This is a genomic window from Streptomyces sp. NBC_00727 (assembly GCF_045161745.1).
GTDB lineage: Bacteria > Actinomycetota > Actinomycetes > Streptomycetales > Streptomycetaceae > Streptomyces.
On the sequence record NZ_CP108982.1, the window covers coordinates 95,931 to 119,950 of the forward strand.

General features: G+C 72.2%; 21 protein-coding genes and 2 pseudogenes. 11 read left to right on the plus strand and 12 right to left on the minus strand.

The genetic code is table 11. The annotated features are described in order from the left end of the window. Position 1: 1 nt before the first annotated feature. Positions 2-842, minus strand: a pseudogene (locus OG242_RS32335) (class I SAM-dependent methyltransferase). 1,024 nt (positions 843-1,866) lie between these two features. On the opposite strand from OG242_RS32335, the gene OG242_RS32340 reads away from it, so the two are divergent. The 3 genes from OG242_RS32340 to OG242_RS32350 all read left to right on the plus strand — a co-directional run bounded on the left by OG242_RS32340 (position 1,867) and on the right by OG242_RS32350 (position 3,538). Beyond that, complete coding sequence (locus OG242_RS32340; RefSeq protein ID WP_331738936.1) at positions 1,867-2,025, plus strand: hypothetical protein; 159 nt, start codon at positions 1,867-1,869, stop codon at positions 2,023-2,025. Positions 2,026-2,173: 148 nt separating this feature from the next. After that, positions 2,174-2,572, plus strand: coding sequence for a DUF6009 family protein (locus OG242_RS32345; RefSeq protein WP_331738939.1), 399 nt, complete (start codon positions 2,174-2,176; stop codon positions 2,570-2,572). Positions 2,573-2,875: 303 nt separating this feature from the next. Beyond that, positions 2,876-3,538, plus strand: a complete 663-nt coding sequence (locus OG242_RS32350) for an HAD family hydrolase (protein WP_331738942.1) — start codon at positions 2,876-2,878, stop codon at positions 3,536-3,538. Here the strand turns inward: OG242_RS32350 and OG242_RS32355 are convergent. Then, positions 3,519-4,742, minus strand: a complete 1,224-nt coding sequence (locus OG242_RS32355; protein WP_331738945.1) for a helix-turn-helix transcriptional regulator — start codon at positions 4,740-4,742, stop codon at positions 3,519-3,521. The genes OG242_RS32350 and OG242_RS32355 overlap by 20 nt on opposite strands. Before the next feature lie 626 nt (positions 4,743-5,368). Between OG242_RS32355 and OG242_RS32360 the strand changes: the two genes are divergently transcribed. From OG242_RS32360 to OG242_RS32370, 3 genes and pseudogenes are all read left to right on the plus strand, one after another. Beyond that, a complete protein-coding gene (locus OG242_RS32360) occupies positions 5,369-6,277 on the plus strand; it encodes a hypothetical protein (RefSeq protein ID WP_331738948.1) in 909 nt (302 codons plus the stop codon). A gap of 105 nt (positions 6,278-6,382) precedes the next feature. Further along, positions 6,383-7,092: pseudogene (locus tag OG242_RS32365) on the plus strand (FAD-dependent oxidoreductase); the annotation flags it as partial. Between the two features lie 104 nt (positions 7,093-7,196). Further along, positions 7,197-8,387, plus strand: a complete 1,191-nt coding sequence (locus OG242_RS32370; protein WP_331738951.1) for an alpha/beta hydrolase — start codon at positions 7,197-7,199, stop codon at positions 8,385-8,387. A gap of 25 nt (positions 8,388-8,412) precedes the next feature. Here the strand turns inward: OG242_RS32370 and OG242_RS32375 are convergent, their stop codons facing one another. The 4 genes from OG242_RS32375 to OG242_RS32390 all read right to left on the minus strand — a co-directional run bounded on the left by OG242_RS32375 (position 8,413) and on the right by OG242_RS32390 (position 12,006). After that, the gene (locus OG242_RS32375; RefSeq protein ID WP_331738954.1) at positions 8,413-8,952 is read right to left on the minus strand and encodes a hypothetical protein; all 540 of its coding nucleotides are present in this window, start codon (positions 8,950-8,952) and stop codon (positions 8,413-8,415) included. Positions 8,953-9,065: 113 nt separating this feature from the next. Beyond that, positions 9,066-9,953, minus strand: coding sequence for a dTDP-4-dehydrorhamnose reductase (rfbD, locus tag OG242_RS32380; protein WP_331738957.1), 888 nt, complete (start codon positions 9,951-9,953; stop codon positions 9,066-9,068). Further along, on the minus strand, positions 9,950-10,942 hold the full coding sequence (rfbB, locus tag OG242_RS32385) for a dTDP-glucose 4,6-dehydratase (protein WP_331738960.1): 993 nt from the start codon (positions 10,940-10,942) through the stop codon (positions 9,950-9,952). Before rfbB ends, rfbD begins: the two co-directional genes overlap by 4 nt. Next, positions 10,939-12,006 carry a glucose-1-phosphate thymidylyltransferase gene (locus OG242_RS32390; RefSeq protein ID WP_331738963.1) on the minus strand — a complete coding sequence of 356 codons (1,068 nt, stop codon included), beginning with the start codon at positions 12,004-12,006 and terminating at the stop codon, positions 10,939-10,941. The genes rfbB and OG242_RS32390 overlap by 4 nt, the downstream gene beginning before the upstream one ends. Positions 12,007-12,141: 135 nt before the next feature. Between OG242_RS32390 and OG242_RS32395 the strand changes: the two genes are divergently transcribed. Continuing rightward, positions 12,142-12,564 (plus strand): ester cyclase, encoded by a 423-nt coding sequence (locus OG242_RS32395; RefSeq protein ID WP_331738966.1) that lies wholly within the window; start codon positions 12,142-12,144, stop codon positions 12,562-12,564. Positions 12,565-12,647: 83 nt separating this feature from the next. Here OG242_RS32395 and OG242_RS32400 read toward each other — a convergent pair whose 3' ends face one another. Then, entirely contained in the window at positions 12,648-13,619 is a 972-nt protein-coding gene (locus OG242_RS32400; protein WP_331738969.1) for a Gfo/Idh/MocA family oxidoreductase, read from the minus strand. Next, the gene (locus OG242_RS32405) at positions 13,616-15,013 is read right to left on the minus strand and encodes an NDP-hexose 2,3-dehydratase family protein (RefSeq protein WP_331738972.1); all 1,398 of its coding nucleotides are present in this window, start codon (positions 15,011-15,013) and stop codon (positions 13,616-13,618) included. Before OG242_RS32405 ends, OG242_RS32400 begins: the two co-directional genes overlap by 4 nt. Before the next feature lie 232 nt (positions 15,014-15,245). Between OG242_RS32405 and OG242_RS32410 the strand changes: the two genes are divergently transcribed. Next, positions 15,246-16,415 (plus strand): glycosyltransferase, encoded by a 1,170-nt coding sequence (locus OG242_RS32410; RefSeq protein WP_331738976.1) that lies wholly within the window; start codon positions 15,246-15,248, stop codon positions 16,413-16,415. A 59-nt stretch (positions 16,416-16,474) separates the two neighbouring features. Here OG242_RS32410 and OG242_RS32415 read toward each other — a convergent pair whose 3' ends face one another. After that, the gene (locus tag OG242_RS32415; RefSeq protein ID WP_331738979.1) at positions 16,475-18,001 is read right to left on the minus strand and encodes a condensation domain-containing protein; all 1,527 of its coding nucleotides are present in this window, start codon (positions 17,999-18,001) and stop codon (positions 16,475-16,477) included. A gap of 162 nt (positions 18,002-18,163) precedes the next feature. Here OG242_RS32415 and OG242_RS32420 point away from each other — a divergent pair, with 162 nt between their 5' ends. After that, positions 18,164-18,754 (plus strand): TetR/AcrR family transcriptional regulator, encoded by a 591-nt coding sequence (locus OG242_RS32420; protein ID WP_331738982.1) that lies wholly within the window; start codon positions 18,164-18,166, stop codon positions 18,752-18,754. A 19-nt stretch (positions 18,755-18,773) separates the two neighbouring features. Here the strand turns inward: OG242_RS32420 and OG242_RS32425 are convergent, their stop codons facing one another. Beyond that, positions 18,774-19,241 (minus strand): DUF2871 domain-containing protein, encoded by a 468-nt coding sequence (locus OG242_RS32425; protein ID WP_331738985.1) that lies wholly within the window; start codon positions 19,239-19,241, stop codon positions 18,774-18,776. A gap of 260 nt (positions 19,242-19,501) precedes the next feature. On the opposite strand from OG242_RS32425, the gene OG242_RS32430 reads away from it, so the two are divergent. Together OG242_RS32430 and OG242_RS32435 are read left to right on the plus strand one after the other, a co-directional pair. Then, a complete protein-coding gene (locus OG242_RS32430; RefSeq protein WP_331738988.1) occupies positions 19,502-20,173 on the plus strand; it encodes a response regulator transcription factor in 672 nt (223 codons plus the stop codon). A gap of 240 nt (positions 20,174-20,413) precedes the next feature. Continuing rightward, a complete protein-coding gene (locus OG242_RS32435) occupies positions 20,414-21,697 on the plus strand; it encodes a helix-turn-helix domain-containing protein (protein ID WP_331738991.1) in 1,284 nt (427 codons plus the stop codon). A gap of 511 nt (positions 21,698-22,208) precedes the next feature. On the opposite strand, the gene OG242_RS32440 is transcribed toward OG242_RS32435, so the two are convergent. Together OG242_RS32440 and OG242_RS32445 are read right to left on the minus strand one after the other, a co-directional pair. Then, a complete protein-coding gene (locus OG242_RS32440; RefSeq protein WP_331738994.1) occupies positions 22,209-23,270 on the minus strand; it encodes a CU044_5270 family protein in 1,062 nt (353 codons plus the stop codon). Then, complete coding sequence (locus OG242_RS32445; protein ID WP_331738996.1) at positions 23,267-23,959, minus strand: RNA polymerase sigma factor; 693 nt, start codon at positions 23,957-23,959, stop codon at positions 23,267-23,269. Before OG242_RS32445 ends, OG242_RS32440 begins: the two co-directional genes overlap by 4 nt. Between the last annotated feature and the right edge of the window lie 61 nt (positions 23,960-24,020).

A 24,020-nucleotide genomic window follows, 5' to 3' on the forward strand; every position in this document is an offset into this window, starting at 1 on the left:
GCTACCGCCTGCGGGAGACTCCCAGCTCGAACAGGTAACGCTTCGTCACCCTGCCCCCCCGTGGCGCTCGTCGATCAGCTCCGCGATGGAGTCCAGCAGCCCGCGACGGGCGTCCTCCGGAAGGGCCCGGTGGCCCGAGTACGTCCGCAGCACGTCCAGGTACTCCGCCGCGGTGTACGTGACGTCGTGCTCGTAGCGCCGGAAGACCGTCGGGCCGAAGCGGCCGCTGCGCGCCACCTCCTCCGCGTGGTCCGCGTTGCCGACCTCGGCGGCCGCGGGGGCCGGGTCCCGGGCTTCGTGTCCGGGTCGAACCGCTCGTAGCAGCGCTGGACCTCGGTGAAGAACTCCCCGGTGCCGCCCGCCACATGCTGCGTGCGCACCACGGCGAGCGCCCCGCCGGGGCGCAGCGCGTCGGCGGCCCTGGACGCGCGCACCGCCGGGTCGATCCAGTGGAACGAGGTCACCGCGAGCACGGTGTCGTACGGCTCCGCGGGCAGCGGCCAGCTCTCGAACTCTGCCGTCACCACCTCCACGTCCGCCGCCCCGGCCAGATTGCGCCGGGCGACCGCGGCCATGCTCGGCCCCGCCTCGACGGCCGTGATCCGGCAGCCCCGCCCGGCCAGCGGCACCGTCGCCTGACCGGTCCCGCAGCCCACCTCCAGCACGCGGCTGCCGGGACGGGCCCCCGCGAGTTCCACGAGGTCGTCGTAGAGCGCCGGCGGATATCCCGGCCTGGCCCGGTCGTACAGCTCCGCGTCCTCGTCGAACGTCCGCCGCAGCCGCTCCCGCCGGGAGTCCTCGGGACGGTCGTCGCGCGGCACGGGTGCGGTGATTTCGGGCATGCGGGGCAGCGTAGGCGATGCCTGTGCCGGTGGCCTGCCATACGGCGGACCAGCGCCCGCTTGATGTTGCAGTCCCGGGCCCGGTACCCCGGACTGGTCATGGTCAGGGGCACCGGTGCGTCCACCGCGAGGTCGTCCATCAGGCTGTGCCGGCGGGGGCACCGTACGGGCCGGAAAGCAGCGTGGTCGCTCCCGTGACGCTTCGGTCCCGTTCAGTCCCGTACGGAGAAAAGCCAGGTCAGCTGAGGTAACCACCTCATCCACGGGACTGACGGGGCTGAGCCTGGGGGTTATCACCCACATATGTACTGTCGTGTACGCGCGGGCGCGCACATACGAGCAGTGCTCTGTGTAGCTCATAACTGACGCATTCAGTCCCGTCAGTCCCGTACGGGAGGTCCACAAGTTCCTGACCTGTATCGATGTGGAACGGGACTGAAGTCCTCAGCGGCTGACGGGACTCAAGTTCCGGGACTTGAGGAAGGAGCACTTCCGAGGTCGGGGAAGTGGACTACGTTCTCTTTCGCAATGCCGACAGCTCAGTCCCGTCAGTCCCGTTGAGCCCGCACCTCCCAGTGAGGCCGTGGCAGGCGGGTTGCGTCGGGGCGACACGGCCCAGCACGTATGCGACAAGGACAGCCGTTGCACCCTCAGCCCGGAACTCCGTCGACGGTTCCCGCCGTGCCGGACGACGGCGCTGCTGGTCGGAAGCACCTTCCGGCCACGTCGTTGGCCCGGGCCTTCAGGGGGCAGGACCGTCCGTCGAGTGCCGTGCGCGTAAGCCAAGCACCGAGTCCATCTCCGAGGACGGTCATGAACGCCGAGCCGGACCGCTTCGACGCGCAGCGCGCAGCCGAACAAATCCTTGAGCGCGACCGCGACCTGGTGGCGGAGCAGCCGGTGCTGCCCGCCCAGCAACTGGAAGGCCGCTATCCGGCCCCGGACGAGCGGGTGTTGCCGGGCGCGCTGACCGACCGTGGCAACGCGAAGCTGTTCGCCCGGCTCTACGCCGATAAGTTTCGCTATGATCCGCCCCTCCACGAGCCGGGCCTTCGCCGCCCGCATCCGCCAGGAGCTCGGTCTGGCCTCACCGGCGGACATGATCAAGAACAACGCGACCAAGCTCTACCCCGGCCTCGCCCTCCTCACGGAGAGCGGCGACGAGGACGGAACACCGCAATGACGACGACCGGCACTCCAAGGCTGAGGGAAGAACAACCGTACGATGGATGGGATCGTCATCAGCGCTCCCGCGCGCTCCACCGAAGGTGCGGTGGTATGAACGCAACCCCAGGCGGCGGGCAGCCGGCCGTGGACAATCAGGAGGCGACGTGAGCGCGATCCCGAGAGAAGGCGATCTCGCCCAGGAAGCCGAAGTCGTCTGGCTGGAGAACACCGAGGATCTCGACTACGTTCGTCAGGCCCTCGACAAGGTCACCACTCGCCGGGGCAGGCCCCGCTACGAACGCGACGGCCGGCTCGTCGGCTACACCAACCTCACGCCGAAGGCGCGGGCATTGCCAGACAGCGGCCTGTTCGTCCGCCGTACCTTCTACCTCCTGCCGCACGACCGCCCCAACCGACCCGACGACCCCGATGGCCCTTACGCGGTCGGCTCACCGCTCGAAGCCGTCGACCCCCGGACCATCGACGTGGGCGTGGCCGGTGCTAAGACATCCCGGTCCCAGGCCACCGCAGAGATACAGACCGCCTCCCCATCATCCTCCTGAACTGCGCCGGTTTCAGCAGCCGGCCATCCTGGAGGGCGGTCAGGAACCGGTTGAGGTCGCTGGTGCTGGAGAGCGTCCCGCCGCACGCGCCCGCGAGGCGCGTCAGCCACATGGCGCGTCAGGTGTGCAGGGTGGGGAAGCGGATCGGGCGGCAGTGTGTCGTGCCCATGTTCGAGTGAGCTGCAGGCGCGGCGCGGACCTGCCCTGCGACGCCACAGTGCTCTGGTCGCCGAAGCTTGACCGTTGCCTCGAAGGCTGAGTGACGTATGCCGAGCTGACAATCGGCCCACGTAGGATCGGCGCATGATTCGCGCAGTCGTATTCGACGTCGGTGAGTGTCTGGTTGACGAGACCCGCGAGTACGGGACCTGGGCCGACTGGCTTGACGTCCCGCGTCATACTTTCGCGGCCATGTTCGGGGCCGTCATCGCCCAAGGCCGCGATTACCGAGACGTCTTCCAGGAGTTCCGGCCCGGCTTCGACCTGTACGCCGAACGCGAGCGCCGCGCCGAAGCCGGCAAGCCGGAACACTTCGGGGAGGAAGACCTGTACCCCGATGTCCGAGGCGCCCTGCGCACTCTGCGAGCCGACGGTCTGTGGCTCGGCGTTGCCGGTAACCAGACAGTCCGGGCCGGCACCATCCTTCGCGAACTGTTCTCCAAGGACGTTGACCTGATCGGCACCTCCGACGACTGGGGCGCGAGCAAGCCCGACCCGGCCTTCTTCCACCGCGTGGCCGAGGCAGTGCCCGCCGCCCTTGGGGAGATCCTCTACGTCGGAGATCGCGTGGACAACGATCTGCGCCCCGGCGCGTCTGCCGGGATGCTCACCGCACTGGTGCATCGTGGCCCGTGGGCGACGATCCAGTGGAACACCGACGAGGCCCTCGACCTTCCAACGTTCCGCGTAGAATCCCTCCTTGAACTCTCGCCGAAGATCGCGGAGTTCAACGCGCGAGGGCGCTGACCGTCGTCGACCACCCGTACAACCGGTCATCGAGGTCACGTACGCATTGCTCGTGCTGGTGCGAGGCCAGTGCCCGTCGCACTTCCCGCACCCGGTCCATTCCTGTCGCGTACCAGGTCGCCTCCAGCTGATCGAGGGCGCGCCGGGCGTACTCGCACGCACCGTCGGGGTTCCCCGCCGCCGCCTCGACCGCGGCCAGGTCTCCGTAGACCACGGTGCGTTGCTTGTCCTCGGCGGCCGGCATTTCAGCGAGAACCCCGAGGAGCGTCGTCCGGGCCTGCGGCAGGTGGCCGGCCCTCAGCTGGGTGTTCCCCTTGAAGGCAGCCAGGCGCACCGGGCTGAACCAGTCCAGCCAGTCGGGCGACGGGTGTTCGGTCCCTGCGGCGAGCACGTCCTCTGCGTGGCCAATCAGGTGGAGAGCCGTCCTGGTGTTGCCGCACCGGGTCTCACACTCGGCCTCGACCGCGTCCAGCCATGCCAGGAACTCCGCTGACGGCGCACCACGACGGGCGTAGGTCCGGGCGGCGACCATCCGCTCTGCCGCCTCGTCCCGCTTGCCGGCCCAAGCCGGGATGAAAGCGGTGTGAGCGAGGACGGCGGAGCCGAGCAGAGGGGCGTCGGCCTCGCCCGCGGCCTGAAGGGCGCGAAGGTAGGTAGTGCTCGCTCGGTCCGGTTCGCATAGGTCGAAGAACTCGATTCGCCCCGCCAGCAGCCACGTCTCTGCGAGCGCCGTCGCCACAGCTTGGCGGGTCTGTCCAGCCGCCTCTGGAAGAAGAGCACAGCCGAGGTTGGCATGCGCGATTGCGGCCGGGTGGAGGGTGGCCGGGGCGACTGACCAGTAGAGGCGTCGATGCGACCGGGTCACGGCCTCGAAGTCGGCGGCAACGGAGGCTGGTTGCATGGTGGCGGTCGCTTGGGAGGGAACGGTGGTAAGGCCGACCTGGGCCCCTGCCAGGCCGCGGCGCCTTGCGCCTGGGCCCTCGCGTCCGCCGGGAGGGGTGAACCCCAGCGCGTCGAGGTCCTGACCGAGGGTCCGCGTGAGGGCTGCCCCGAGGTCGGGGTGTGGCCAGGGCGGGTTCTCGGACTCCCACCGGCGTACCTGCCGCACACCGACGCCGAGCGCAGTGGCGAGGGCTTGCTGGGAGTGGTAGCCGGCGGCGAGGCGAGCAGACTTCAGGCGGATGTTGCTGGGCTTCGGTGGCATGGTAGTCCTCCCTCACGGCAATGCTGCCAGTGTCACACCAAGCCCTCCTGGCTGACCACCCTTCCCCGGAAGGGTGCATGAAGGCCCTCTTTTATGACGAGAAGAGTCCTCTGGGAGTCCTCGGAATTGAGAGGGGGACCCGCCAACCTAGGACGGTCGCTCAGCTGCCAGGAGGCCAAGTTGTCGTCCATGACCACCACCATCAAGAGCTGCCGGTTAGAAGGTGCCGGCCAGACTTGGGACGCGGTCCGCGTGCCACGGAGCGTTGGCAGTGACGCGGTCTCCGTCCTTGGAAGCCGCGTCGGAGCAGCCCTTCAGGACCCGCACGAGGGGTGCATGTATTTCTTCATCACCCCCGGGTCGGCGGCCACATGGAAGCCCTCCGATGTGCCTGGTGCCCGAATCCTCGGGCCTGGCGCTCATGTCGTATTCCCGCCTCCGAGACGTACCTCCGGGCCTGGCCCGCACTGGCGGGTCGGTCCGGTGGACGACAGGCTCCTCACCGACGCAGCGGCGCTTCGGGCCGCTCTGGAGGATGCAGCGACCCCGCGGACGAGGCGGTCGCCTGCCTCGTCAACGACGGCCGGCCCACGCACACGGTCGACTACGCGAAGCACGAGCTGCTGGTGGCGCAGGACGGAGAGGACATCGTCGCGATGTCGTCGAGCGAGGGCATCGCGTACCGCAGCACACCGTCGTCGGGCCGTCTCGTTCTGGCCGGTATCGACGTTCAGCCGCTCGCTCTGGCCGCCGCGCGCATCGCGCGGGAGGCGATCCGTGGTCAGCTCCTCCGCGATGGGTGGGCCGTGCTCCACTCGTCAGCCGTCGTGCGGCCCGAGGACGGCGCGACCCTCCTCACATTGGGCGGCAAGGGGGCCGGGAAGACCACCACGGCTTTGCTGCTTGCCTCATGCGGCTGGCAGCTCCTCGCCAACGACCGGGTATGGGTCCGGCCCAGCGGGGAGAAGGGCGTCGAGGTGGTGCCGTGGCCGTCCGCTGCCGCGGTCGGCCTGGGGCTGCTGCACTCGCTCGGCTGGGACGTCACCGCGCGGGAGCAACTGCAGAAGGGGGGCAGCTTCCACCCGACTCAGCACAAGTCGGTGACCGAGGCGCTGCTCGCCGGCGATCACACGCCGCTGTGGGAGAACGTGAAGCGGGAACGGAAGGTCCAGGTGTTCCCGGACCAGTTCCCGGGGTTGTTCGGCGTGCCGCTGGCCACCGGCGGCCGGGCAGCCGGCCTCCTCTTCCCCCGGATCGACGCCGACGCGTCCCCGGACACCACCGCCGGCACCCGAACGCTGAGCGAGGCGGACTTCATGTCGGGGGCGACCGAGGACCGGTACCCCGACGTCTTCGGGCAGGCGCAGGGCGTGGACGCCGGCGGCCGTGAGAGCGCGAGAGCCGAGGTCGCGGCGCGGCTCGCTGGGCTGCCGCACCGAGCGGTCAGGCTCAACCACGACGTCCCGGCGAGCACTGAGGTTCTGACCAGGGTTGCCGACGCGATCGAGCTTTCTGCCCGCGAGGAGTTGCAGTGACCGAGTGGACCCGCTCCAGGCCCACGACAGCGCCTGCCCACAACCCGGCCGACCCGCAGAGTGGACGCGCCTCAGTGGACTGGCACCTGTACGACACCGACCAGGGGCACGGAGCTGTGCCGGGTCGAACTGGGGCGGCGCGTCAGAGAGCTTCGCGCCTACGACGACCACGTGGCCGTGACGCTCGACAGCGGGGGCCGGATCACCGCCCCGTACGCAGTCGTCGCCACCGGGGTCGGGCCGCTCCAGCCGCGCGACGCCGGCTGGATCACGCCACCGGGGTCGGGCCGCTCCAGCCGCGCGACGCCGGCTGGATCACCGCACCGGAGGGGCTGACGCTGCCGCCGCTCTGGCAGGCCGAAGCGGAAGAGGGCCTCACCCTCCTCGTCCTCGGCGGCGACCGCCCGATCGGGACCTTCCTGCGCGCCCGTCCGGACACCGGCACCCGGCTCCTCGTGGCGTACCCGGCGGCCGACGCGTACAAGACCGAGGAGATCCGCGAGGACCCCCGGGTCACGCTCCTGCCCGTGGAGCACCTGACGCTCGCGGACAGCGGGGCGGTGGAGGCGGTGGGCGCGGACGGCGTACGGCGGAGGCTCGCGGCGGACGCCGTGTACCTCAGCCTCGGCAGCGCGCCCGCCGCCCCGGCAGGCGACCTGGTCCGGGGCGCCGACGGGTACTGCCCGCCCGCCGACCAGCACCCCCGCGTCCTCGTCGCCGGCGACCTCCGCTCCGCGCGCTACCAGCGGATCATGACCGCCCTGGGCTCCGGCAGCGAGGCCGCGCTGCACGCGTACTACGCGGGCCGCCGGTAGGCCCGTGGTACGACGCGCAGCCGCGTACATGCGACCACGGAGGTACCAAACGGCAGCCTGTGGGCGGACGTTGAGGTACCCGGTCCGCGCCTAGCGTTCCGATCATGAGAACTCGTCACCGCGGCCTTGCCGCCTCGCTCCTAGTCCTCGCCCTGGGTGCCACCGCCGTCGCCCCGGCCGTCGCCTCCTCCCCGGCACCCGCCGAGAGCAGGACCGCGCACACCGCCACCGCCCCGCAGCTTCGGCTGCCCGCGCCGAGCGGGCCGTACGCCGTCGGCGAGAACACCCTGCACCTGCGGGACACCGGCCGCGCCGACCCGTACGTACCGGAGGCCGGCGCACGCGAGCTGCTGGCGTCCGTGTTCTACCCGGCACGCGCCGGGAGCGGGGTGCCCGCGCCGTACATGAGCGCGAAGGAGGCGGAACTACTGCTGGAGTCCCGGGGCTTCGGCAGGCTCGTCGAGCCCGGGGTGGTCGCGGCCACCGAGACGCGCGCGCGGATCGGCGCGGCGCCCGCGCGCGGGCGGTTCCCGCTCGTCGTGCTGTCGCCCGGGTTCGGGCAGAGCCGCTTCACGCTGACGTCCCTCGCGACGGACCTGGCCTCCCGGGGTTACGTCGTCGCGGCGGTGGACCACGCCCACGAGTCCGTCGCCACCGTCTTCCCCGGAGGGCGCGTCCTGCCCTGTGCCGCCTGCGACTACGTGGAGCGGGTCGGTGACGCGGGCCTTGCGGAGGTCGCCCGGGGCCGGGCGAAGGACGTGTCGTTCCTGCTGGACCGGCTGACGGGCGCCCACCCCGCCTGGCGGCACGCCTCGATGATCGACCGGCGGCGCGTCGGCATGGCCGGGCACTCCATCGGCGGTGACTCCGCCGCGTCCACGATGGCCGCCGACCGGCGCGTGCGCGCGGGCGTGAACATGGACGGGACCTTCTACGACCCGGTCCCCGCGGCGGGGCTCCGGGGCCGGCCGTTCATGATGCTCGGAACCGACATCGACCACGCGTCCGGCGGTACCTTCGACACCACCTGGGACCGGGACTGGAAGCGCCTCGACGGCTGGAAGCGGTGGCTCACCGTCGCCGGGGCGGGCCACTTCACGTTCACCGACATGCCGGTCCTCGGCGCGGAACTGGGCATCGAGGACCCCTCGGCCCCGCTGCCCGCCGACCGCTCCAGCGACATCACCCGCGACTACGTCGCCGCCTTCTTCGACCTGCACCTCAAGGGCGTACCGCAGCCGCTGCTCGCCGGGCCGACGGCCGTCAACCCGGAGGTCACCTTCCAGCGGCCGTGACCGTCCCGCCGTACGCGTGGCGGGCTCAGCCACCCCCGGCGCCGGGGCCCGGCGGCGCGGGCGCTCGTTCGAGGGTGAAGACGCGGGTCACCGGGTCGACTCGGGCCGACAGCGCCGTTCCCTGTGCGGCGTCTCCGAACCGGTACGCCAGGACGTCGCAGGTGCACTCGAACGGTTCGAACCCCGGGCCGTCGACACGCATCAGCAGCCGGACCTGCCGGTCGTCGGCCGGGGACGGCGGGGCGGAGGAGACCGACAGGACCAGGGCGGTCGCATCGACACCGGTGACGGCGAGCCGGACGGTGAGCCGGCGTTCCCAGCGGGCGGAGAAGAGGGTCGACCAACCGACGCAGGCGACGAACGCCGCGACCAGGAAGAGACCGGCGCCCGCCCATGTCCACCCGGCGCCGGTCTCACCGATCTCGGAGACGGTACGGACCGCGACGTAGACGGCAGCCCCGCCGGCGCCCAGCAGCAGGATCGCGCCCACGGTGCAGGCGATGGCCGTGATCCCCGGGCCCTTGGGATCGAGCAGGGCGGGTTCGTGGGCGCGCGCGGTGGCCATGGGCGCACCCTAACCAGGGGAGTGCGGTCCGGTCACCGACTCAGCCTGTACTGAGCCGAGTTGGCCACCACGCCACCACCTCACCCGGCGACGGCGGCCGGCCCGCCGCCTCCTCACCCGGCGACCGCGACCCCCGCCCGCAGCGCCGGCCACGCCGCCGCCAGCGCCTCGCGCCAGTCCCGCATCGCCCCCAGCCCCGCCGCCTCCCACCGCGCATGGCCCAGCGCGGAGAACCGCGGCCGGGGCGCGGGCGCCGCGAAGGACGCGGCCGGGACCGGGCGGACGCGGGACGGGTCCGCGCCCAGGAGGCGGAAGACCTCGCGGGCCAGCTCGACGCGGGTGCACAAGCCGGCGTTCGTCGCGTGGTACACACCGGGGGCCGCCGCGCCGCCCAGGGCCGCCAGGCCGAGCGCGACCAGCCGGTCCGCCGCGTCCGCGCTCCACGTGGGCTGGCCGCACTGCCCGTCCGCGACCTCGACGTACTCCCGCTCGCGCTCCAGGCGGATCAGCGTGCCGACGAAGCCCCGGCCGCCGTCCCCGTACAGCCAGGCGGTGCGGGCCACGTAACCGGTCCACGGGAGGAGTTGCAGGACCGCGCGTTCGCCCTCCAGCTTGGAGCGGCCGTACGCGCCGAGCGGGGCCGGGCGGGCGTCCTCGGCGTACGGCGTGCGGGCCTCGCCGGAGAACACGTAGTCCGTCGAGACGTGCAGCAGCAGCGCGCCGAACTCCCCGCACGCCGCGGCCAGCCGGCGCGGGCCCGTGCCGTTGACCCGCAGGGCGCTGGCCGGCTCGGCCTCCGCCGCGTCGACCTCCGTGTACGCGGCGGCGTTGACCACGACCCCCGGCCGGTGCGCGGTCATCGCCGCCCGTACGGCACGGGGGTCGGTCACGTCCAGGTCCTCGTGGCCCAGGGCGACGTACGGCCGGCCCGCCCGGTCGAGAGCCGGCAGCAGCTCCCGGCCGAGCAGCCCCCGCGCACCCGCGACCAGCCAGCGGGTCACAGGGCGGCCTTGTTCTTCAGCGGCTCCCACCAGGCGCGGTTGTCCCGGTACCAGTCGAAGGTCTCCCGCAGCCCCTGCGTGAAGTCCTTGCGCGGCCGGTAGCCCAGCTCCTCGCGGATCTTGGTGCAGTCGACCGAGTAGCGCAGGTCGTGTCCGAGCCGGTCGGCCACGTGCTCGACGCTCTGCCAGGTGGAGCCCGACAGCTCCAGCAGCAGTTCGGTCAGCTCCTTGTTGCTCAGCTCCGTGCCACCACCGATGTTGTAGACCTCGCCCGGGCGGCCGCCGGTGCGCACCAGCTCCAGGCCCTGGACGTGGTCGTCGATGTGCAGCCAGTCCCGCACGTTCAGCCCCTCCCCGTACAGCGGCACCTTGTGCCCGTCCAGGAGGTTGGTGACGAACAGCGGGATGACCTTCTCGGGGAAGTGGTGGTGGCCGTAGTTGTTCGAGCAGCGGGTCACCCGGACGTCGAGCCCGTGGGTGCGGTGGTACGACAGTGCGACCAGGTCGGAGGAGGCCTTCGAGGCGGCGTACGGGGAGTTGGGGCGCAGTGGGTCCGTCTCCGGCCAGGAGCCCTCGTCGATCGACCCGTAGACCTCGTCCGTCGACACGTGCAGGAACCGGGCCGGGCCGCCCGGCCGGCGCAGCGCCGCGTCCAGGAGGGTCTGCGTGCCCAGGACGTTGGTCGTGATGAACTCCGCGGCGCCCTGGATGGAGCGGTCGACGTGCGACTCGGCGGCGAAGTGCACGATCTGGTCGTGCCCGGCCACCACCCTCGCGACGAGCTCGCGGTCGCAGATGTCGCCCGGGACGAAGGAGAAACGGGGGTTGCTCCGGACCTCGTCCAGGTTGGCCGGGTTGCCCGCGTAGGTGAGCTTGTCGAGGACGGTCACGGTGACGTCGCCGGGGCCCTCGGGGCCCAGCAGCGTACGGACGTAGTGGGAGCCGATGAAGCCGGCGCCGCCGGTGACGAGGATGCGTGTGTCGGTCATGAGGAGATCTGCACCTTGCTGTGGTCGCCGAGGACGAAACGGTGGGCCGCGGGCATCCGCGGGGCGGGTGTCACCACGACGTTCCGCCCGATGATCGACGCCTCCACGCGCCGGACCCCGTTGAGCGAGGAGTCGTCGAGCACGATGGAGAATTCGATCTCGCTGTCGCTGATCACACAGTTGCGCGAGATGGACGTGAAGGGTCCGACGTACGAGGACGTGACGACGGTGCCGGCACCGATGACCGCCGGGCCCACGATGCGGGAGCCGACGACACAGGCGCCCTCCTCGATCCGGACGCGGCCGATGATCTCGCTGCTCTCGTCGACGCTGCCGTCGATGCGCTGCTCCGAGGTCTCCAGGACGGACCGGTTGACCTCCAGCATGTCGGTGACGTTGCCGGTGTCCTTCCAGTAGCCGGAGATGGTGGTGGAGCGCACGTCGCGGCCGTTGTCGATGAGCCACTGGAGGGCGTGGGTGATCTCCAGCTCGCCGCGCAGGGACGGCTCGATGGAGCGGACGGCCTCGTGGACGGCGGGCGTGAAGAGGTAGACGCCGACCAGGGCGAGGTCGCTCTTGGGGTGCTCGGGCTTCTCCTCCAGACCGGTGACCCGGCCGTCGGGGCCCAGCTCGGCGACGCCGAACGCCTTCGGGTCGGAGACCTTGGTGAGCAGGATCTGCGCGTCGGGCCGGTCGGCGCGGAAGCCGTCGACGAGGTCGGTGATGCCGCCGACGATGAAGTTGTCGCCGAGGTACATGACGAAGTCGTCGTCGCCGAGGAAGTCCTGTGCGATCAGCACGGCGTGGGCCAGGCCCAGGGGTGCCTCCTGCGGGATGTAGGTCACCTCGATGCCGAACGCGGAGCCGTCTCCGACGGCCTCCATGATCTCGTCGGCGGTATTCCCGACGATGATGCCGACCTGCTTGATGCCGGCGTCCGCGATCGCTTCCAGGCCGTAGAAGAGCACCGGCTTGTTGGCCACGGGCACCAACTGCTTGGCGGATGTGTGGGTGAGGGGGCGCAGGCGGGTTCCGGCCCCGCCGGAGAGTACGAGAGCCTTCATGGCCCCGACGCTAGGAGCGGGCACTTGAGAACAGATGGGGGATCGGCCGCGCCAACAGGCCGCCTCCAGGGCGGCTCGACCACCCGTGCAGATCCTCGAAGCGTTCCCTGAGGCGAGCACGAGGAAGGCACACCCATGGCAGACCACCGCGCACTCATCCAGTCCTTCGTCGACATGATCAACGATCACGACATCAGCCGGATGAGCGAGCACACCGCGCCCGGGCACATCGACCACAACCCCGTGGTCGAGGACGGCATCGAGGCCAACACCGAGTTCTGGAAGCAGATATTCGCCGCGTTCCCGGACATCAGGATCGCCGTGCACGACGTGATCTCGGACGGCGACCGCGTCTCCGGGCGCTTCGAGTACTCGGGCACCCACCGGGGCGCCTTCTTCGGCGTGGAGGCGACCGGGCGCACGCTGACGTTCCAGTCGATCGACATCTGGCGCGTGGAGGACGGCCTGCTGGCCGAGCACTGGGACCAGCTGGACATGGGCGGCATGTTCCACCAGCTCGGCGTCAACTTCTACGCCATGCAGGGCGCGGCCGCCTGACGTCCCGTCGGACGGCGGCACCACGCGGGGCGGCCTCGATTATTACGCCGTAATAATCGAGGCCGCCCCGCGTGTAATGGCGTTCAGCCGGCGGCCCGTTGGACCTCCTCGACCAGCCGCGCGTGCGCCAGGATCGCGTCGGCGTGCGGGGCGAAGTCCTGGCCCTGGAGCACCGCGCGGGCGAAGATCCCGGCTGTGTTGGTGAAGTGGTGGTCGGGGGCGAGCGCGATCTCCTCGGCCCGCCCGTCGCGCTCCACCTTGAGTACGGGGGTGTACTCGTCGGGCGTGCTGAACGCCCGCTCCAGCCGTATCCGCCCCCGGCTGCCCCACAGCTCGTACCCGCTGCGGTAGGCGTGCTCCACCCCGTACGAGAGCTGCGCGGCCACCCCGTCGGGCGACTCGAGCAGCGCGCTGCCGGCCGGGCTCGGCCCGTGCGCGCTCGCCGGGCGCACCTGCGCACCGGCGACCCGCAGGCCCGGCCCGAGGAACAGCTGGGCCGCGCGCAGCGGATACGCGGCGACCTCCGGCAGGGTGCTGGCCCGCCGCAGCCCGCCGGAGCCGTCCGCCGCCGGCTGGAGCGGGATGCCGAATTCCGAGGCGAAGAGCTGGACCTCGCCGATGAGGCCGTCCGCCACCAGCTCGCGGACCCGGGCGTGCTGGGAGTGGTGGAGGAACATGAAGTTCTCCAGCAGCAGCAGCCCCCGTTCGCGCGCCGCCGCCACCGCCTTCTCGGCCTCCGCGAGGTCCGTTGCGAACGGCTTCTCGCACCAGACGTGCTTGCCGGCCGCCAGCGCCCGCAGCGTCCACCGAGCGTGCAGCTCGGGCGGCAGCGGGATGTAGACGGCGTCCACGTCGTCGCGCTCCAGGAGCTGTTCGTACCCCTCGACGGCCGCGCCGCCGAACCGCTCGGTGAACTCCCGGGCCCGCTCGATGCGGCGGCTGGCCACCGCCGTCACCTCGACCAGCGGCTGCCGCTCCAGCGAGGGCAGCGTACGCCGCAACGCGATGTCCGCGCAGCCCAGCACCCCGAGCCGCAGTACCCGTGCGCCCGTCACGCGTACACCCCGCCCAGTGACCAGGCCGCGCGCAGGCCGGTGAGCAGCGTGCGGGCCTCGACGTTCAGATAGTTGCTGTGCCGGACCAGGCCGGAGAGCTGGCTCGCGGTCACCCAGGTGAAGTCCTCGGGCACGTCGAGCGGAAACTCCTCCCCGACCTCCATCAGCACATAGCGGTTGCCCGCGTGGTGGAACCGGCCGCCCTCCTCGGACTGCACGGTGTCGTACAGCAGCCTGCCGGGATCGGCGCCCAGGACGACGTCCAGATAGCGCGGCTGCTGGTGGCGCGGCAGGGACAGCGCCCGGCCCGGCTGGCACTGCACGGTCGGACCCAGCTCGGCGACGTCGAGCACGCCGGCCTCGGACCTGGCGTGCGCCAGGAGGTGCGGTACGCCTCCGATCCGGCGGATCAGGAACGCGGAGAGCCCCTGTTCGGCGGGGGCGAGCAGCGGCTGCGTCCAGCTCTTGACCTCCCGGTTCGCGGCGGCCACGGATGCGGCGATGACCGTGAAGTGGTGCCCGGTGTCGTGGACGATCTCGTGGTCGGTGCGCCGCCAGCGCTGGACCCGGTTCAGCGGGATGGTGCGCTGGACGAGCTGCCGGCGGGCCTTGATCTCGGTAAGCCGGCTCAGCACGTGCTCGGTGGAGTGCAGCGAGGGGCCGCTGCCGGTGAGTGCCGGGATCATCGAGAGGACGGTGCGCGCGTCCATGTTGATGACGTTGGACTCGTACAGGAGCTGGTTGATCTGGCCGAGCGTCAGCCAGACGAAGTCCTCGTGCGGCGGTACGTCCCCGACGGCCTCGACCAGCATGTTCCGGTTGCGCTTGCGCAGGAACCAGGAGCCCTGCTCGGACTGCAGGGAGTCGTAGAGGACCCGGGAGCGGGCGCGCGGTGGGGTGAAGTACTCGATGTAGCGGACGGCGGCGCCCTTGTGCACGCCCGTGTAGTTGCTGCGGGTGGCCTGCACGGTGGGGGAGAGCTGGACCGTGTCGACGTTGCCGGGCTCCATCTTGGCCTGCATCAGGCAGTGCAGGACGCCGTCGAACTCCTTGACGACGATGCCCAGGATGCCGACCTCGGGCTGGTTGATGATCGGCTGGGACCAGGAGTGCTCGTGCCCGTCCCACTCGGTGCGCAGGCTCAGCCCTTCCACGGAGAAGAACTGCCCGCTGTCGTGCACGAGGTTCCCGGTGGCGTCCTCGAAGTGCCAGCCGACGAGCTCGGAGAACGGGATGCGGCGTACGTCGTAGCGGTTGGTACGGCGCTGGGCGTCGAACCAGTCGCGGAACACCGCGTTCGGTGTCACCGCGCTGTCGAGGGCCTGGGCGGAGAGAGTGAACCGCCCCGCCGCGCTGGTGGCGACGCCGGGGGGCGCGGCCTGGGTGATGGTCATCGAGAGCTCCTTCGGTAGGCCGTTTCCCGCGAGCGCCATGCCGTGTCCCGCGAGCCGGGGCAGGCGGCCGCAGCACGACGATGGGCCGTCGCGATGGGCTTGCGCTGGAGAGACCCCACAGGAGTCCTTGAGTCCGGCTCGAACAACCGACTTTGTATGGCGCGATGTTGTCAGTGATAAATTTTCTAGCGTCACTAGACAACGTGGGTCGGCGTCCCTATGCTGAGGCGGTATGAGAATCCTCTTTGCCGGCGCCGGAAACTTCGGCCACGTCTATCCCCTCATCCCCCTGGCGACGGCCGCCAAGGCGGCGGGCCACGAGGTCTCCTTCGCCACGGGTGAGCAGCTGCATCCCGCCCTGGTGCGGGCCGGTCTCGACCCGGTCAAGGCCGGGCGCCCGGTCCCCGAGGCGTTCATGGAAGCCGTACGCGCCATGGGCCACCAGGGCGGCGACCTCGGCGCGCAGGACGTACCGCCGGAGGTCCTGGCGGCCCTGCACGTCGAGGTGTTCGGCTCCGTGCTGCCCCGCTGGGTCGCCGCCGACCTGGCACCCGAGCTGGAGCGGCTCCGCCCCGACCTCGTCGTCTACGAGGCGCTGAACCCCGGCGCCTCCTTCGCCGCCCGCCTCGCGGGTGTCCCCGCCGTCGCGCACGGCGTCGGGCTGATGGCCCAGGGCCCCGAGGACCTGGCCGTCCAGGAGAAGCTGCTCGCCACCGCCGCCGACCTCGGCGTCGACGTGCCGGGCGGCCAGCTGCTGGCCCTGGCCCGTACGTACATCGACATCTGCCCGCCGTCCATTCAGGACCCGCACTTCCTGGCCGCGCCGCTGCCCCGCATCGAGCAGCGCTCGGTCGCGTACGCGGAGCCGGGCGAGCTGCCCGAGCCGTTCCGCAGCGGCTCGGAGCCGTATCTCTACGTCACCCTCGGCACCGCGCTCGGTTCGGCGGACGTGCTGCGCACCGTCGTCCGGGGCCTGCTCCCGCTGGACGTGCCGCTGCTCGTCGCGGCCGGCCCCGTGGTCCCCGTCGAGGAGCTCGGCGAGCTGCCCGACCGGGTGGTGGCCGTGCCGTGGGTCGCCCAGGCCAAGGCGCTGGAGAGCGCGTCGCTCGTCGTCCAGCACGGCGGTGCCGGCACCACGCTCGCCACCCTCGCCGCCGGGCTCCCGCAGCTGGTGCTGCCGCAGGGCGCGGACGGCCCGGCCAACGGCCGCGCGGTGCGCGACGCGGGCGCCGGCGAGGTCGTCTTCGCCCCGGACCTGACCGCCGACGCGGTCACCGAGGCGGCGCGCGGCCTGCTCGCCTCCGAGAGCGCCCGGGTCGGTGCCCGCAAGGTCGCCGACGAGATCGCTTCCATGCCGCTGCCGGCCGAGACCGTGAAGCGGCTCGCGGAGTTCGCCGGCTGACCGCCCTCCCAGACCCCGGTGTGCGTGCTGTGTCCCCCGCCGCGCGCACCGGGCCATCCTCAGCACAGGGGGAGCGGCACCGTCCCGGCCGCCGGGAACGGGGCGGTGCCGGGTGCGCCGGAGCGCGCCAGCAGGTCGTCCACCGGCGCCCACGCCCGGGCGCGCACGAGGGCCTCCAGGACATGGCGCACCTCGGCCACCAGGCGTACGGCCGCGTCGCGTTGGATCACAGCGGGCGCGAAATCCAGGCAGAGCAACGGGTCGTCCCGCCACCGCAGCACGGTCAGCGCCGCCTGCGCGGGGCCGGTGCCCAGGTGGGCGTGGTGGAAGCGCGCGGTCAGGCCGCCGTACGCGGCGCGGGCCGGCAGCCACTCGTCGCGGGCCGCGAAGAGCACCGGGGCCGGAGCGAGGGCGTGTGCGGTTCCTCGCTCCCGCACCCCGGGCGGCTCTTCGCGGAGACGGCCCAGCGCCTCACCGAACGCACAGGCGACGCCCCGCAGGAAGTAGTCCGTGGTGCCCTCCAGCTCGCAGGCGGCGGACACCTGGGCCCCGCACCCGGCGACGGCCCGCACCGGCGCCGCGCCCGGATGCCGGGGCAGCTCGACGCCGACCGGCACCGCGTCCGCGCCGGAGTCCCGCCCCAGCACCAGCGCCCAGGCGGCGAGCAGAACACAGCTGTGCGGCACCCCGGCGCGCCGGGCGGTCGCGTCGACCGCGTCCCGTAACGCGTCGTCGAGGGCGAAGGCCAGGCGCTCGGTGCTGAACCGGGGAGCGGCGCCGGGGACCGTCCCGGCATCCGCACCGGCCGCCTCCACCGCGTCCGGGCCCGGAGCCGCCGCGTACCCCGGCGCGGACCCGCGCACCACGCGCTCGTAGCCGGCGAGGAGTTCGCGCCAGACCAGCGCGGCGGAGAAGCCGTCGGCCACGGCCTCGTGGTGCACGAAGGACAGCAGATGCCGGCCGGGCCCCAGCATGGCCAGGGCGAAGGCGACGGGCGGCCGGCCCGGCTGCCCGGCGACCTGCCGCAGCTCCGCCGCCAGCCGGGAGTGCGCGGCGGCGACGGGGTCGGGCCCGGGGGCGGTGCGGGAGAGTCCGGCCAGCGGGCCGGGGTGCCGGTCCAGTACGCGCCGGCCCGCCCCGTCCCCGTACGTCGCGAACACCGTGCGCAGCCCCTCGTGCCGGTCGCAGAGCGCGTCGAGCGCCGTCCGCAGCGCGTTGACATCGAGCGGCCCGGACAGTTCGGCGCTGAGCACCCGGTACGCGCGGTGCCCGGAGCCGAGCGCGGCCCGCTGCCCCGGGAGCAGGGGACGCCACGCGGACGACGGCTGCGGGAGTGCCGGAGGAGCGGCCGGGACGGTGCAGTCGAGTACGTCCGCGAGGGGCGCCGGGCCCATCAGCTGATGCAACTCGAGGCCGAGGCCCAGGGTTTCACCGGCACGCAGCCGCAGCCGCGCCGCCCGGTCGAAGGTGCCGCCCAGGGTGATGAAGGGGGAGCCGGCGGCCCTGGCCGCCAGGGTGCGCGCGTCGAGGCCCATCACGTCCGCGGCCAGGTCGAGCAGTGCCTCCGAGGGGGTCCGGGTCGGCATGAGGTGGCCCTTCTGTGGCGGTCTTGCCGCCGATGGTGGCGACCCCGCCTCGAAGACCACTCGAACCCGGCTGCACGGAAGGCGGCCGCACCTCACTTCTTTCGGAGACAGGAACCCTATCAGTGCTAGCTAGAGTTTCGCTGAAATGTTAGTATCGGGGCCATGACCGCCAGAGAGCGCCGCCTCCGTGAGCAGGCCAACCGCCATCAGCTCATCCTCGCCACCGCGCGTGAGATGGCGGAGGAGGAGGGCTGGGACAACGTGACGACGCGGCGCCTCGCGGACCGCATCGAGTACAGCCAGCCCGTGCTCTACCAGCACTTCAAGAACAAGGACGCGATCGTCCACGCCGTGGCGACCGAAGGCATGGTCGAGCTGGCCTCCGTGCTGCGCGCCGCCCGCCCCGAGTCCGGCGGCCCCCGCGAGGCGCTGCACGCGGTGGCCCGCGCCTACACCGCGTTCGCCGCCCGGTGGCCCGCGCTCTACCAGGCGATGCTGGTCCTGGACACCGGCGAGGAGCGCGGCGACGAACGCGAACCGCAGCCCCTGCTCGACGTGATGGCGGAGATCCAGGAAGCGGTCGAGCCCCTCGCCGAGGGCCGCGACCCCAGGGTGCTGGCCGAGGTGGTGTGGAGCGCCTGGCACGGACTGGTCACCCTCACCGGAGGAGCCAGGCTCACCGAGGCCGGCACGGACGAGCGGCTGCTGCTGCTCACCGACGCCCTGGCCCACCCGGCGGCCCAGCCGGCCTGACGGGCCGCGCGCCCCTCGGTCAGACGGTGCCGGCGGTCTCCGCGGCCGGTTTGCTCGTCGTGGCCGTCGGGTTGACGTGCTCGTTGACGCGCTTGCCGAGCAGGACGAAGAGCAGGATCAGCCCGACGGTCAGCAGGATGTGACCGAACCCGGCGGTCAGCGGCACGGCCACGGCGATGTCGTCCTCGCTGCGGCCCAGCACGGTCAGGATGCCGTGGACGCCCATCATCGTGGTCGAGATGGCGATGCCGGTGTTGTAGAACCAGAAGAACGCCGTGAACAGCTTCGAGCCGGACAGCGAGAAGACCTTGTCCAGGGCGAGGACGATCAGGAAGACGGTCATGCCCAGCGCCAGCAGGTGGGTGTGCATCAGCGCCAGCTGTGTGTCGCCGTGGAAGTCGTTGTGCTTCGTGAACTCCCGGTAGAAGAGCCCCGAGATCACTCCGACGATCATGTAGACGTGCGCTGCGTAATACGACTTCCGCATGGCGGCGTCCGCTCCCCTGGGTCGACTGCCGTACCGATCAAGGCCATTCAAGCACCCGGCCCCCGCCCGTCGGGGTACTTCACGAGGACCTCTCCAGTCACTTTCGAGCGACCTTCGAGCACGTCTCGTACGAACCCGGACGGTCGCGTGCACATGGTTGTACGAGGCGGAATCGGGGAACGGTCGCGGACCGCTCGAATCCGCCGGGAGGCTCCCGGACCTCGCACTACGGTGACCTGCCGAGGTGTGAGGAGGCCGCGATGGAGGAACAGCACGCCACCCTGCGCGTCCTGCCCGCCCGGCGGCCGGAGCTGCACGAGGTGCCGGAACCCGGCCCCCACCCGGTCCGGGTCCACGTCGTGGGAACGGACCCGCTGGCCCGCGTAGGACTGCGCACCCTCCTCGCGGACCACCCCGCCATCCACGTCACCGGCGAGAGCCCGCCCGGCCCCCCGCTGGCCCGCGCCCTGCACGCCACCCGGCCCCGCGTCCTGGTCGTGCACGGCACCCTGCCACCGGAGGACCGCCCGGCCCCGGAGACGGTCAGCGTGCTCACGGTCGGCGAGGCGCCCGGCGGCGCGGGCGCGCCCACCCGCGGACACCTCCCCGGCACGGCGACGGCCGGCGAGCTCACCTCGGCCGTGGTGCTCGCGGCGGCCGGTTACACCCTCGTCGGCGAGGGAACACGCGGCCTCCCGCCGCCCGGCCCCCGGCTGTCCACCGTCAGCCCGGACGAGCTGACCGAACGCGAGAGCCAGGTCCTCGAACTCCTCGCCCGCGGCCTGTCCAACGCCGAGATCGCCGGCTCGCTCACCCTCTCCGAACACACCGTCAAGACGCACGTGCAGAACATGCTGCACAAGCTGAGGCTCCGCAACCGCGTCCACGCGGCGATCTACGCCTTCGAATCGGGTGTACGCGCCACCAGCTGACCGGAACGCCGGTCCACGCGCCCCCGCAGGTGGGCGCCCACCCGCTGGAGCGGCGCACGAGACCCGCAAGAGACGCGCACGAGACCGGAGGCACATACGCAGGCAAAGCTTTGCCCACTCCCTTGCCCCGGTCCTACGCTCGAACGCGTCCAGGGCGCCCACCCGACCCGTCCGACTCGCCCGCGGCTGCCCGGCAGGCGGCCCGCCTCGACAGCGCGTCAACTCCAGGGGAATGGTCACATGCTGCAACAACCCTCGTTCGGACGTCGTCTGAAGAAGCTGCGCATGGCCCAGGGCTACTCGCAGACCGCGCTGGCCGGAGAGGGCATGTCCACCGGCTACCTCTCCCGCCTGGAGTCGGGCGCCCGCCAGCCCACGGAACGCGCCGTCGGCTACCTGGCCCAGCGCCTGGGCATCGAACCCGCCGACTTCGAGGACCCCGCGGGCGGCTCCCTCGCCCACGCCCTCACCCTCGCCGCCTCCACCGGCTCCGACGACGCCCTGACCACCCTGCACGACGCGCTGTCCGCCGAGGGCCACGAACTGCCGGTGCTGCGCTGGCAGGCCCTGTGGCTGCTCGCCCGGCACCGCAGACTCCAGGGCGACCACGCCGCCGAACGCGACCACCTGGAGCGCCTGGTGCGCCTCGGCGACGACGTCGGCCTGCCCGAACTCCAGGTACGCGGACTGACCCGCCTCGCCCGCTGCCTGCGCTCCCTCGGCGAGATCAACGAGGCCGCCGACGCCGCGATGGAGGCCGACCGCATCGCCCGACAGGCCGGGCTCGGCGTCGACGACCACGCCGCGGTACTGCTCGCCCTGGTCTCCGTACGCGCGGAGGCGGGCCGGCTCCCGGACGCGCGGGCGTACGCCGACGAACTGACCGCGCTCGTCGAGGGCCGCGCCGACGCGCTGTGGGCGGAGGCGATGTGGACGGCGGCGGCCGTACGGATGCGCCAGGGCGACCACGCGGGCGCCGAGCGGTATCTGGGGCAGGCGCTGGAGCGGTTCGCCGGCACCGACGACCTCGTGCTGTGGCTCCGGCTGCGCCTCGCGGCGGGCCGTCTCCACCTGCAGAAGGTCCCGGCCGAGCCGGAGGCCGCCGAGAAGTGCGTCACCGCCGCCGAACAGGCCATGGCCTTCGTCGGCACACCCGGGACGCGCCAGGAACTCTCGGCACTGAAGGCCGACCTGGCGTTCATGACGGGCCGTTACGGGGAAGCCCGCACCCTCCTCGGCGAGCTGGCGGCCGAGGAACCGATGATGACCTACCGTGACCGCTTCCGCCTCGACATCCTGCGCAACCAGCTGCGCGTCCTGGCCGGCGACGAGACCGGGGTGCAGGGGCTGCGGGCCCTGGCACAGCAGGCACAACAGGACGCCAACATCGACCTGGCGGCCGAGATCTGGCGTGTCCTTGCCGACGCCCTCTCCCAGATCCAGCAGCCCTCGACGCGTTCTGCACCGGCCGGGAGCACCCTCGTGACGACCCAGACACCCACACGCACGGGGAGCGCGACATGACCCACACCACGGCCACGGACACCCCCGAAACCGCCGCCCCGACGAGCCCCGAACCGGGACGGGCGACCACCATCATGGCGGCCCTGTCGGCGTGCTGACGGAGCCCGTACGGTGCCGGCTCGACGCTGCACCCGCATCCCGGTGGGCTCCGGCAGCGCCCTGAGACGCGGCCGCAGGCTTTCCCGCCGCCGCGCCCACGTATGCCGCCTCTGCCGCTTCAGAAGTGCGTACTGATCCCGAACCGCCTCGCGCAGCCGCGCCATGTCGAGCAGGTCCCGCTCCCTGGGCTCGTAACCCTGGTGGAAGAAGACCTGCTGCCCGGCCGAGAGGCAGGGCACGGTGCGGCCGCGGACGGTGCCGGTGACGAAGCTCTCCGCCGGGTACGCGAACGGCTCACCGGGCTGCGCAGTACGTCCAGGATCTCCAGCACATCGTCGCCCGTCACACCGGCGACCCTACGAAGCAGCCGGGGCCCCCGCACGGCGATTTCGGCGGGGGCCCCGGCTGCCGGTCAGGCCTTCGTCGACGGTTTCTCGCGCAGGGCGTCGACCACCGCGCGCTCCAGGACCGCCGACCGGCTCGTCACGGCGCCCTTCCTGCCCAGGGAGCTGTCCCTGATGAGGTAGGTCCGCTCGCCCAGGTACCCCAGGGTGGCCGAGTCGAAGATCCAGGCGGTACGCCAGCCGGCGCGGGTGTTGTCCCGGGCCACCCCGATCCCGTGCCGCCCGGCCGCGTCCACCGCGTCCGAGTCCACGCTGACGCCGGGAATCCTCGCCGCGGCCTTGTAGAGGGCGGCCGCGGTCTTCGGTGGCATCAGCGTCTCGCGCAGCAGCTCACCGATGGCGTCGAAGGCGTCCTGGTCCGGGTCCCGCTCGTCGGCCGGGGTGTCCCGCGCGTCCTGGTCCGCGGTGATCTCGGTGGCCAGCCGCCGCAGCAGCGCGTCGGGGTCGGTGGGCAGGGAGGCCAGCCAGGTGTACGTCGGCCGGTTGAGGCCCGCCGGGTAGCCGACGGGCTTCTCGCCGTCCGGCACCCCGACCGTGATCGGGTAGTACCGGCCGTCCTGGTGGATCAGGCCCTCGTCGATCACCGGCCCGGACTTCTGGGTCATCCACACCTCGCGCTCACCGGGCTTGCCCAGCTTCACCGGGTCGCCGAACTTTCCCTCGTTCTCCATCTGCAGCGTCCGGACGTACACGAACTGCCCGTCGCCGACCTGGATCGCGTCGCTCTTCGAGGCGACCGTGGCGATCCGGTCCAGCAGCACGGCCGCGCCGCGGGGGGCCGTGGCCGTGGAGGCGGTGCGGGGGGTCTCGTCCTGGCCCGTCACGGCGAGGGTCGTGAACAGGACCCCGCCCAGGGCCAGCCCGGCGGCGGGCAGCAGGACGGCGGGGCGCAGGAGGCGGGGCCGGGGGCGGACGGTGGCGCGGTCGCCGTCCTGGTCGATCAGCTGCATCAGGGTTTCCTTGTGGTGGAGAAGTCGGCCAGGAGGCAGGTCCCGCTCGGCCGGGGCCGGCAGCAGCCGGGCCAGTTCCTCGCGTTCGGCCCGGTCGGGGCCGGAGGTGCGGTCGTTCATCGGGCTTCCTCCTGGAGGGGCAGGGCCACGAACGCGGCCCTGCCCCCTACCTCTCCGCGACGGCGACGGGGTTCCGTGGTGGGGCGGATGTTTTCGGTGGGACGAATGGTTTCTTTCCGCTCCTGGCCGAGCCGCTCGTCCGTGAGCCGCCGCAGCCGCTCGCGGGCGCGGGACAGCCGCGACCGCACGGTGCCCACCGGGACGCCCAGAGCCTCGGCCGCCTCCGCGTAGTCGAGACCGGACCAGACGCACAGGGCCAGCACCTCGCGGTCCTGGCGGCGCAGCCCGCCCAGCGCCTGCCGGACCGCGGCGAGCCGCCGGGTGTCGTCGACGTGCCCGGCCGTGGCGTCCGCGATGTCCGCGACGGGCTCCGGGGCGGGGCGGCGGGCCAGGAAGGCGAGGCGTCGCCCGGTACCGCGGTTGGCGTTGCGCGCCTTGTTCGTGGCGATCCCGAGCAGCCACGGCAGCAGCGATTCGCCCTCCGGCTCGACGGCCTGCCGGGTGCGCCAGGCGGCCAGAAAGGTCTCGGACATGACCTCCTCGGCCGTCGACCAGTCGCCCGTCAGCCGGTAGGCATGGTTGTAGACCGGCCGCGCGTACGCCTCGTAGAGCACGGCGAACGCCTGGCGGTCGCCCGCCCTGATACGTGCGCGCGTGTGCTCCCGGTCTTCCTGCTCATCACATCTCACACCACCTACCTCTCCGGCCGGCCCGCGGGGTTCCGGTGACCCCCGCCACACCGCCGGAGCG

Coding starts and splice junctions, on each gene's coding strand:
- OG242_RS32340 (WP_331738936.1), top strand. CDS start 1,867: ATGATCCGCCCCTCCACGAGCCGGGCCTTCGCCGCCCGCATCCGCCAG.
- OG242_RS32350 (WP_331738942.1), top strand. CDS start 2,876: ATGATTCGCGCAGTCGTATTCGACGTCGGTGAGTGTCTGGTTGACGAG.
- OG242_RS32355 (WP_331738945.1), bottom strand. CDS start 4,742: ATGCCACCGAAGCCCAGCAACATCCGCCTGAAGTCTGCTCGCCTCGCC.
- OG242_RS32370 (WP_331738951.1), top strand. CDS start 7,197: ATGAGAACTCGTCACCGCGGCCTTGCCGCCTCGCTCCTAGTCCTCGCC.
- OG242_RS32375 (WP_331738954.1), bottom strand. CDS start 8,952: ATGGCCACCGCGCGCGCCCACGAACCCGCCCTGCTCGATCCCAAGGGC.
- rfbB (WP_331738960.1), bottom strand. CDS start 10,942: ATGACCGACACACGCATCCTCGTCACCGGCGGCGCCGGCTTCATCGGC.
- OG242_RS32390 (WP_331738963.1), bottom strand. CDS start 12,006: ATGAAGGCTCTCGTACTCTCCGGCGGGGCCGGAACCCGCCTGCGCCCC.
- OG242_RS32395 (WP_331738966.1), top strand. CDS start 12,142: ATGGCAGACCACCGCGCACTCATCCAGTCCTTCGTCGACATGATCAAC.
- OG242_RS32405 (WP_331738972.1), bottom strand. CDS start 15,013: ATGACCATCACCCAGGCCGCGCCCCCCGGCGTCGCCACCAGCGCGGCG.
- OG242_RS32410 (WP_331738976.1), top strand. CDS start 15,246: ATGAGAATCCTCTTTGCCGGCGCCGGAAACTTCGGCCACGTCTATCCC.
- OG242_RS32415 (WP_331738979.1), bottom strand. CDS start 18,001: ATGCCGACCCGGACCCCCTCGGAGGCACTGCTCGACCTGGCCGCGGAC.
- OG242_RS32420 (WP_331738982.1), top strand. CDS start 18,164: ATGACCGCCAGAGAGCGCCGCCTCCGTGAGCAGGCCAACCGCCATCAG.
- OG242_RS32425 (WP_331738985.1), bottom strand. CDS start 19,241: ATGCGGAAGTCGTATTACGCAGCGCACGTCTACATGATCGTCGGAGTG.
- OG242_RS32430 (WP_331738988.1), top strand. CDS start 19,502: ATGGAGGAACAGCACGCCACCCTGCGCGTCCTGCCCGCCCGGCGGCCG.
- OG242_RS32435 (WP_331738991.1), top strand. CDS start 20,414: ATGCTGCAACAACCCTCGTTCGGACGTCGTCTGAAGAAGCTGCGCATG.
- OG242_RS32440 (WP_331738994.1), bottom strand. CDS start 23,270: ATGAACGACCGCACCTCCGGCCCCGACCGGGCCGAACGCGAGGAACTG.